This is a genomic window from Marinobacter sp. UBA5687, assembly GCF_002420325.1.
Taxonomy (GTDB): domain Bacteria; phylum Pseudomonadota; class Gammaproteobacteria; order Pseudomonadales; family Oleiphilaceae; genus Marinobacter; species Marinobacter nauticus.
The window spans coordinates 1-8501 of record NZ_DIHV01000007.1; the positions used below are offsets into that span (position 1 = coordinate 1).

11 protein-coding genes and 1 pseudogene are annotated in these 8501 nt (G+C 57.5%); 6 read left to right on the forward strand and 6 right to left on the reverse strand.

The window, feature by feature from the left end; all coding sequences use genetic code 11:
* From B3Y70_RS00455 to merT, 6 genes and pseudogenes are all read right to left on the reverse strand, one after another.
* Positions 1-326: pseudogene (locus B3Y70_RS00455) on the reverse strand (cytochrome c biogenesis CcdA family protein); the annotation flags it as partial.
* 53 nt (positions 327-379) lie between these two features.
* The gene (locus B3Y70_RS00460) at positions 380-856 is read right to left on the reverse strand and encodes a hypothetical protein (RefSeq protein ID WP_011784881.1); all 477 of its coding nucleotides are present in this window, start codon (positions 854-856) and stop codon (positions 380-382) included.
* 49 nt (positions 857-905) lie between these two features.
* Positions 906-1361 (reverse strand): c-type cytochrome, encoded by a 456-nt coding sequence (locus B3Y70_RS00465; RefSeq protein WP_011784882.1) that lies wholly within the window; start codon positions 1359-1361, stop codon positions 906-908.
* Entirely contained in the window at positions 1354-2607 is a 1254-nt protein-coding gene (locus tag B3Y70_RS00470) for an FAD-dependent oxidoreductase (RefSeq protein WP_011784883.1), read from the reverse strand. The genes B3Y70_RS00465 and B3Y70_RS00470 overlap by 8 nt, the downstream gene beginning before the upstream one ends.
* 86 nt (positions 2608-2693) lie before the next feature.
* A complete protein-coding gene (gene merP, locus B3Y70_RS00475) occupies positions 2694-2990 on the reverse strand; it encodes a mercury resistance system periplasmic binding protein MerP (protein ID WP_226611489.1) in 297 nt (98 codons plus the stop codon).
* 14 nt (positions 2991-3004) lie between these two features.
* A complete protein-coding gene (gene merT / locus B3Y70_RS00480) occupies positions 3005-3355 on the reverse strand; it encodes a mercuric ion transporter MerT (protein WP_011784885.1) in 351 nt (116 codons plus the stop codon).
* A 73-nt stretch (positions 3356-3428) separates the two neighbouring features.
* On the opposite strand from merT, the gene merR reads away from it, so the two are divergent.
* The 6 genes from merR to B3Y70_RS00510 form a co-directional block, all read left to right on the forward strand.
* Positions 3429-3869 (forward strand): Hg(II)-responsive transcriptional regulator, encoded by a 441-nt coding sequence (gene merR / locus B3Y70_RS00485; RefSeq protein ID WP_011784886.1) that lies wholly within the window; start codon positions 3429-3431, stop codon positions 3867-3869.
* A gap of 693 nt (positions 3870-4562) precedes the next feature.
* Positions 4563-5381: a thiol:disulfide interchange protein DsbG gene (gene dsbG / locus B3Y70_RS00490; protein ID WP_011784888.1), complete on the forward strand. Its 819-nt coding sequence runs from the start codon at positions 4563-4565 to the stop codon at positions 5379-5381.
* Positions 5381-6571, forward strand: a complete 1191-nt coding sequence (locus B3Y70_RS00495; RefSeq protein ID WP_011784889.1) for a protein-disulfide reductase DsbD family protein — start codon at positions 5381-5383, stop codon at positions 6569-6571. The genes dsbG and B3Y70_RS00495 overlap by 1 nt, the downstream gene beginning before the upstream one ends.
* Positions 6572-6587: 16 nt before the next feature.
* A complete protein-coding gene (locus B3Y70_RS00500; protein ID WP_011784890.1) occupies positions 6588-7178 on the forward strand; it encodes a protein-disulfide reductase DsbD domain-containing protein in 591 nt (196 codons plus the stop codon).
* A 49-nt stretch (positions 7179-7227) separates the two neighbouring features.
* Complete coding sequence (locus tag B3Y70_RS00505) at positions 7228-7923, forward strand: SCO family protein (protein WP_226611492.1); 696 nt, start codon at positions 7228-7230, stop codon at positions 7921-7923.
* A 56-nt stretch (positions 7924-7979) separates the two neighbouring features.
* A partial coding sequence (locus B3Y70_RS00510; RefSeq protein ID WP_288589051.1) for a TlpA family protein disulfide reductase occupies positions 7980-8501 on the forward strand: 522 nt, incomplete at its 3' end.

Genomic DNA, 8501 nt, shown 5'->3' on the forward strand with positions numbered 1-8501 from the left:
CCAAGCCTTCCGAGAACCGGAAACGTCGACAACATCCACGACGCAAAGAGTGTCATCCGACCGGTGAGCACCATTACTCCCATTACAACGAGCACCAAGCCAGCAAGCGCTCTCAGCAGTCTACTCCAGCGACTGAACCAGCGTACTCGTTGCCGAAAGTGTTCAATAAACAGGGCAGTTCCGAGAAAAGGAAGAGCCAACCCCAACGAATACGCCGCCAGATACAGCATGCCCGCCTCAGCATTGGCATGCGTGGAGCTGAGCGCCAATATGGCCCCGAGTATGGGGCCTATACAGGGTGTCCAGCCGATGGCAAACGCGGCGCCAATTCCCCAGGTTGCAAGATCAGGAATTTAGTCCCCTAAGTTTTGTAAGTCCGTTAAACTGCCCAGAAATCAAATTTGATACCTTCACTGGAAGGGTCGTTGTCGATGATAACCCTCGACCGCCATAGCATCTTGCCGGTACCGCACTCCGGCAGGGTAATGGTTCCCTGGTAAACACCCTGGGCATTCGGTAGCAGCTGGGTGCGGACCACGCCCATGTACATTTCAAGCCCTTCGAAATCCACGATCAGGGAGTCTGCTGTCATGTTATCGAGACGCACACGAATGGGAATCTCTGTCATCGATTCGATGGCTTCATTACCTAAGCCGACTGTGATGGTTTGATCGCCCTTTCGCCCGATACACTGACCTTCAAAAGGTGCGCATCCCTCGGTGGCGTAAAAAGTGACACCGGCATCCAGATCAGGCTTCAGGTACTGCGGCAACACGAAAATTGCAGCGACCACCAGACTGAAACCGGCTATACCGAATAACCATGACCATTTATTGAAGTGCTGCTTCAACGACATTTTCGAGTTACCGAGATTTAAAGGAGTGTTGTCTGGTATCCGTGAGAAGTCAGGAGGGGCTCTCGGCCTGGTTAATGTCCTGACTTTCGTTCTGTTGATAGCGGCGCTGGTCGTCTGTCCATAGTGTTCTCAGGTACTCGATCACCCACTGAATTTCCTCGTCGGTGAGGGTGTCCTCAAATGCTGGCATAGCCAGCCGATCTGTTTTGTTGAAGGGATGCCGCCATCCCTCGGCAATCATCCTGAACAGCATGGCATCACTGTGGCGCCAGGTGTGGCCGGTCTCATCGTGTGGTGGCGGGGGCATTTCGCCTTTCTCATCCGGTTTGTTCCAGTTGGCCGCACCTTCACCCTGCCATCCGTGGCAGGCGGCGCAGTATTGCTCGTAGATCTGGCGACCCTTGGCCACTTCGGTCGGCAAGCTGTCGCTGTTTGGTGGCGCGCCACCGGCCATCAGAAGGGCCGGGGCAACGAGCAAGACCAGCGGGACAAACCACTTATTCATGAACAGGCACCCATTCGCCAGAGGCGTTCCGCGAAAGCAGGTCTCCGTTTTCCGTGCCCACCACGAGTCCTTCCTTGGGTGAGAATGTCAGAGCGGTGATTGCCTGGGGTATTTCAAGGCCAACCCAGGTTTCGCCGCCGTCAGAACTGTGGTGAAGTTGCCCCTCGATTACGGCGTAGACGTTCTCCGGGGCCGAAGGATCGTAATCAATGGCCGTCACCGCCCCTCGCAATTCGCCGGCATCGCCCCAGAAGCAAAAACAGTCCATGGAACGGGCCACACCACGGGTGGTGCCCGCGAACAGCCAGCCACTTTCCATGCTGCCGGGCATATCCGAGTGCAGGAACGCCTGCACCGGCTCCCGGGGTCCACCGTCAACCTTCACCCATTCGCCACCGCCGTCCCTGGATCGGAACATGCCACCTTCACCAAGATAGGCGTAGAGCGTTTCCGGTTGGGTGGCGTGGGCGGCAATGGCGGTGATTCCGAGATCCGGCAGGGTGTCATTGAGGGAATGCCAGCGCTCGCTAGCATACTCATAGCGCCAGATGCCAAGGCCTGGCCCTGCCAGGTACAGGCGTTCGTCCGCGCCCTTTGCCATGGAACGGGGTTGAGCGCCGGAATCGGACGGTGGCAGCGGGATGTCGGCGGCAGTCTTATCATCAAGAACAAGCAGGCCGCTATCCCGAAGCACCAGCAGGGCGCCGGAGGAGTCAGTCGCCAGCGCTTTCACTGCTTGGGCATCATTCGCAGACTCGGCTTGAACCAGCCCCGGTATCGACGGCTCTGCGGGACGGGCGCCAGTGCCAATAAAGGCGCGATCGAAATGGACGTTCTGCTCGCCGCCCTCGTTCAACTGGACCACCAGGTTATTGGCATCGACAAACCGGGCTTCACCGTTCAGGACCGTGATTGCCGTCTGGTCGCGCAGAATCCCTTCGTACTTGGCGTCGCGCAGTTCCTCGACACGCGTCTGCTGTTGCTGAAGCAGGTTCGCCCGGTCCACCTTCGGTATCTGGGCGCTGACGCCCCCGTCAAATGGGCTCTCCGTGCGCAGATGCGCGATATGCGCGGCACGACTCATGATTTTCGACGGCACGCAGCCGGTATTCACGCAGGTACCACCAATAATGCCGCGCTCGATCAGGGTGATGCGGGCGCCGCGCTCCGCGGCCTTCAGGGCAGCCGCCATGGCTGCGCCGCCGCTACCAATCACAGCGATATGCAGGTTTTTGTCACTATTCATTCCGAGTTCCTTGAATTACTGGGGCATTGTCACGGCAGGCGCCGAGTCGCGTGTAACAGAGGGCGCTTGGAGTCCTTTATCACAACTCACTTACTGTCCGTTTCCAGGGATTTCAGGGTGGAGGGATAGCCGACATCGCCCGTTGCCTGGGTTAAGGCTTCCACCGATGTTCGTGTGTCGTCAAAGGTAATCACGGCTTCTCGATCCGGATAGCTCACGTCGACTTGTGAAACACCGTCCACCTTGGTCAAGGCCAGCTTGATGGTAATGGGGCATGCGGAACAGGTCATCCCCGGAACTGAAAGCGTCACTGTCTGCATGGCGGCCCACGAGGGCATGCTGAGCAGGGCGAAAAGCAACGTCATGGCAAAGCGCATTTTCATGGGACAATCTCCTTTCAATAAAACAGAGGAAGGGCATAGGGAAACAACAGGGCGACCAGTATCAGTGCCGTTACTGCCCAAAAGATCACCTTATAAGTCGTTCGCACCCGTGGTACGGCACACACTTCACCGGGTTGACACTGTTCCACTGGCCGGAAGATTCGACGCCAGGCGAAGAACATGGCCACCAATGCAACGCCGATGAAAATCGGGCGGTAAGGTTCAAGAGCCGTGAGGTTGCCCATCCAGGCACCGGAGACACCCAGCGCGACAAGTACCAGCGGTCCGAGACAGCAGGCCGAAGCCAAAAGGCCCGCAATACCTCCCGCAGCCAAGGGGACACGCCCCGATTTGGAATTCGGCATAACGCTGACACCTTTCATGGTTTCATTCGATGAGATAAGATTACTTCCGTAGTCAGCTACGGAGTCAAGGGGTATGCCGGATAAAGCGAATTCATTGACCATCGGTGGCCTGGCTAAGGCTGCCAACGTCCATGTCGAGACAATCCGCTATTACCAGCGGCGACGTCTAGTACCGGAGCCGGAACGTCCTCCAGGTGGTATTAGGCGCTATGGTCCAGCTGATATCGAGCGGTTAATGTTCGTGAAAACGGCTCAGCAGCTGGGCTTCAGTCTTGTCGAAATCAGTGACCTGCTACAACTTGAAGATGGCGCTCACTGCCAGGAGGCCAGCGCTCTGGCCGAGCACAAGTTGCGGGACGTGCGTGAGAAAATCGACCAACTGGGGAGAATCGAGAAGGTACTGGGCGAGATGGTTGAGCAGTGCCATGCCCATCCGTACAATATTACCTGCCCATTGATTGCATCATTGCATGAGGGGGCAGTGGGGGGGAACGATCAACGTGAAAGAACATGATTTTCACTCGACTGAGGGCTCGAGGGAGAGCGGATGTTTTATCCCCGGATAGTCCCCACACCCAAGCTTCTGAGGAACTTATGTGCGCCGCCAACATCTTACTCTGGTAGCCGAATTGGCGGATACGGTGATGGAGCGTGTCTGTTTGCACTTCCGCCAATGTAGGTTAAAGTGGGCGACTATCTTCCCACGCGGAAGATGTTTTAGCTGTTCTGTAATCAGGATATCAGTGCGATGACCACACGGCTTATGGGACTGGCAGTACTACTGCTCGTGGCTCTTCTCCCCGTTGCACAGGGAGTTGCCGCGACCTCTTTTGAAGCGGAACCCATGGCCGAGGCTTGTGTCATGTTGCCAGACACCCAGGTGATGCATGACTGCGCCGGGCTCAATGCCGAGGGCAGCTGCAGTAGCCCGTGTTCAACGTCCCATGTCGGGAAATCTGCAATTAGAGACTCTGTAGTGCTGTTATCTTCCCCCTGCCCGAAAGGCTATTCTTCTCATTCCGGCCGTGTACTTTCTGGCCCAGACCCTTTTCCTCCCAAGTAATCAACAGTCTCCTGAACCTTTGATTACCAGAGGCTTTCGCTTCGAGTGCCTGTCGTTTGGCCTTGCGCGGTAGACCACCACGTAGGCAGCTTTGCTGGTGATTTTATCGACTGATGAATACATGAAAACGGGAACGTATCTGTGATGTCATTCTATCTGGAATACCCGGTGCGCGGCATGACCGTGCTCTGCCATAAGCTTTCGATGGCACTTTTTTTGAGTTTATTCGCTGCCTTGGCCTCGGCGTCACCACCAATGGACCCGGGAATCAAGGCACTGCAGGAGAGAATCGGTTTTACGGTGACTGAACGCTTCTCCACGCCAGCCGAGGGCGTGACCGGCTATGTTGTAAAGACCGGCGACGGGAAAACCGGAATCCTCTATGGTCTCGGTGACCTCACTTTTTCCGGCGCACTTCTGGAGAGTGATGGCAACGATCTGACCAGCGAATATTCCGCTCGTTATATACCGAAGCCGACGTATGCGTCGGTTGCCGAGCAGCTCTCCCGGGACCCCCATCTGGTGAGCGAGGGCGGTAAAGATGCCCCTGAGGTCTATATCTTCGCGGATCCCAACTGCATTTTTTGCCACAAATTCTGGCAGCAAACCAGGGATTGGGTTGCGGAGGGGAAAGTCAGGTTGCACTGGGTCATGGTTGGGTTTCTCAAACCGTCCAGCCTGGGGCTTTCTGCAGCAATCATGAACGCAGAGGATCGAGCCGCGGCGCTCCAGGTGTTTGAGGAAAACTTCGGAAAAAGCGGTGACGGCCGCGGCATTTCTGAACTCACTCCGATCCCGGCCGACCTTCAACAGGCCCTCGAACAACACGGTCAGTGGATGGCCGAGGCGGGTTTCAGCGGGACGCCAGGGCTGCTGTTCAAGGACACGAGCGGACAATGGCGGGGCCAGACTGGTGTGCCCAGCCAGGAAGCGCTCGGCAGGATGCTGGGAGTCACTGAGTAATGGATCAGCTGCCCTCATTACTCATTGCCGGCCAGATCATGATGGCGGTTATGGCAGGTCTACTGCTGAACCTGACGCCCTGCGTGCTGCCCGCGATCCCCATCAAGGTCCGGACCATCCTGCGGGAGGCGGGCGGCCAGAGGTCCCATCGGGTGCTGGCCGCGTTGGCATTCACGGCCGGAACACTCACCTTTTTCCTGACGCTGGGCGGCCTGACCGCACTGCTGCAGTGGAACTGGGGCACATTGTTCCAGTCAACGCTATTCGTGGCCGTCCTGGTTGCGTTAATGGTCGGGTTTGCGGTGATTACCTGGCTCGATCTGCCCATCCCCGTCCCGACATTCGCCGCCTCGGCGCATGGCCGGCGTTACTTTGAAGCCTATGTATCCGGGCTGTTGAGTGCGATTCTGGCCGCGCCCTGCGCAGGACCATTCCTCGGTGGCGTTCTGGCCTTTGCCGTTACCCAGCCGACACCGGTCATCATGGGGATATTCGGCAGTATCGGGCTGGGGCTGTCGTTGCCCTACGCGGTACTGATGCTCAGGCCCGAGTGGCTGAGCCGGTTGCCCAAGGCGGGCCCCTGGACCCTGGCCATTCGTGAAGTGCTCGCGCTGATATTGCTGGCCGCCGCCGTCTTTTTCAGCGCGAGCCTGGTGCCCAAAGCGGTATACCCCTGGCTGTGGTGGGCCTGGCTGGCGCTGGTGCTGGTCTGGGGTCTCCGTCGTTTCGTTCAGGGGAGCGGTGCCGTTCGCGTGATCACTGCAACGGCGACAGGCCTTGCCCTTGCGGTGACAGTGGTATTCGCATCTCCGTTGGGCAGCGGCGAAGACGAACTTGTCTGGCAGCCCTACTCCGCAGAACTCCTGGCGGACACAAAAGCCCGTGGCACGCCGTATTTGCTGGAGTTCACTGCCGATTGGTGCATCAACTGCAAGGTCCTGGAGCGCACCGTGTATAAAGAGCCCGCTGTGGCTGAAGCCGTAGCGCGGGCCGGCATGGTGCCGATTCAGGTGGATGTGACAGCAAGCGATCCCGAAAAAGACGCATTGTTAACCGCGACGGGTGGGCAAGCTTTGCCTTTTGCGGCGATTTTTGACGCTGACGGCACCGTTGTCGCCCGTTTCACTGGGCTCTTTGATACCGACAGCCTGGTCGAGGCGATCAACCGCACCGAGAATTCACAACCCTAGATACTGGAGATGAACCATGACAACCCAAGCCAAAGTATTGCTGACCGGCATAGCGGTTTTTCTGATCGCGATCGCGGCGTTCATGTTGATCGGTACCAATTCCGGAAAGGCCCCTGGCTCAGCCCAGCCTGAACAAGCCAGTTCCGACCCCCAGGCGCCAGTTGCCCGCACGGGGTTGGCAGATTCTTCCGATAAGGTCCGCCTCAATCTTGCGGAAGGCGGCAAAGCCCTGATAGGGGAGACCGGTGAAATCGTTCTGACACTGGACATTGAACCGGGCTGGCACGTGAATGCGAATCCAGCCTCCATGGAGTTTCTGATCCCCACCGTCGCCAAGTCTTCGGCTGGCGGCCAGTCGCTCGATATTCCGACGGAGTACCCGCGCGGCCGGGTCAGTGACATTGTGCTGGGTGACACCGCCCTGGAGGTGTACGACGACGGTGCGAGCATCCGGCTGCTGCCAGATGAAAAACAGACCGCCGCGCTGAAAGAGGCAGGCAAGCTAGACATGACGGTACGGGTACAGGCCTGCAGTGACGAGGGCGTTTGCCTGGCACCAGCTGACCTGCCCGTTGCGCTGAATCTGGACGATATCAAGCCACAATAAACCGGGACTCCCTTCGGAAAACAACTCAAATGGAGAATGACTGTGAACAGTGTATTCAGAATTGCTGATTGCCATGGTTGCCCAGGTCAGCACCAATGCCATGGCCCATTCCATGGAAGATGTGGAGGCCTCGTTGAACGAGAAAGAGCGGTATGCCCAGTTTGTGGATCAGCCGGCCCCTGAATTTGATCTTACAGGCGTTGATGGCAATACCCTTGCCCTTGCCGACTTAAACGGCAAAACCGTTGTGCTTAACTTTCTCTACACGCGCTGTACCGAGGCCTGCCCTTTGCATATGAACCTGATCCGGCAGTTGCAAACCGGGGTTGAAGAAGAAGGGCTGAGTGAAGAGGTGGTGTTCATCACCATTGCCACGGACCGGGAAGATGTTGCAGGCACCCGGAGAAACATGCGTGCCTACGGCGAGAATTTCGATCTGAATCCCCGCAACTGGCAATTCCTCTACCGAGCCAGGATGGAACCACCTGAACTGACACCAGAACTTGCTAAAGCCTACGGCGTTCAGTTCAGGGATACGGGTGAGGGTGTACAGGTCCATGGTGTGGTAACCCACGTGATTGACCCGGAAGGGCAGATGCGGGCCCGGTTCCATGGATTGAAATTCAAGCCTGAACACCTGGAGACCTACCTGACGGCCATTGCCAAAGGCCCCAACGCGGCAGCCGATGATGGGTTCTGGGGCCGACTGCACGGGCGAATTGAAGAGCTGTTACAGAGTGAGTAACGCGTGGGGCACCATGCCGGCAACAAACCGACCACTGTAATCAGGAGTAATGTCCAATGAGTCACCAGCGCATATCTGCCGCCCGGGGAATCGCCGTAGTCCTTTTCGCGCTTGCTATTTCCATAGCCGCTCAAGTTATGGCTGCAGGGAAGGTTCCGAAGTCGGTGGGGCCCCAGGGTTTCCTGATCTGGGAGTCCCCTCGCACTCTGCCCGAGCTGGCTTTTGAGGACGAAGACGGCAGGCCGCTGACACTGGCTGACTTTAAGGGTAAGGCGATTTTGCTCAATATCTGGGCGACCTGGTGCGCACCCTGCCGTGAGGAAATGCCGACGCTTGACTCACTCCAGGCTCAACTGGGCGGCGAGCAATTTGAAGTGGTCGCGCTGTCCGTTGACCACGTAGGCATCAGCGTTGTTGAAAAATTCTACCGGGAAACAAGCATTCAGCATCTTCGCCAGTATATTGATCCGTCCACACTGGCGACCTCAACACTGGGCATAGAAGGTGTTCCTACAACGCTGCTGCTTGATCATGACGGTCGCGAAATTGGCCGCCTGGTCGGTGCCGCGGAATGGGAC

Coding starts and splice junctions, on each gene's coding strand:
- B3Y70_RS00460 (WP_011784881.1), bottom strand. CDS start 856: ATGTCGTTGAAGCAGCACTTCAATAAATGGTCATGGTTATTCGGTATA.
- B3Y70_RS00465 (WP_011784882.1), bottom strand. CDS start 1,361: ATGAATAAGTGGTTTGTCCCGCTGGTCTTGCTCGTTGCCCCGGCCCTT.
- B3Y70_RS00470 (WP_011784883.1), bottom strand. CDS start 2,607: ATGAATAGTGACAAAAACCTGCATATCGCTGTGATTGGTAGCGGCGGC.
- merP (WP_226611489.1), bottom strand. CDS start 2,990: ATGAAAATGCGCTTTGCCATGACGTTGCTTTTCGCCCTGCTCAGCATG.
- merT (WP_011784885.1), bottom strand. CDS start 3,355: ATGCCGAATTCCAAATCGGGGCGTGTCCCCTTGGCTGCGGGAGGTATT.
- merR (WP_011784886.1), top strand. CDS start 3,429: ATGCCGGATAAAGCGAATTCATTGACCATCGGTGGCCTGGCTAAGGCT.
- dsbG (WP_011784888.1), top strand. CDS start 4,563: ATGTCATTCTATCTGGAATACCCGGTGCGCGGCATGACCGTGCTCTGC.
- B3Y70_RS00495 (WP_011784889.1), top strand. CDS start 5,381: ATGGATCAGCTGCCCTCATTACTCATTGCCGGCCAGATCATGATGGCG.
- B3Y70_RS00500 (WP_011784890.1), top strand. CDS start 6,588: ATGACAACCCAAGCCAAAGTATTGCTGACCGGCATAGCGGTTTTTCTG.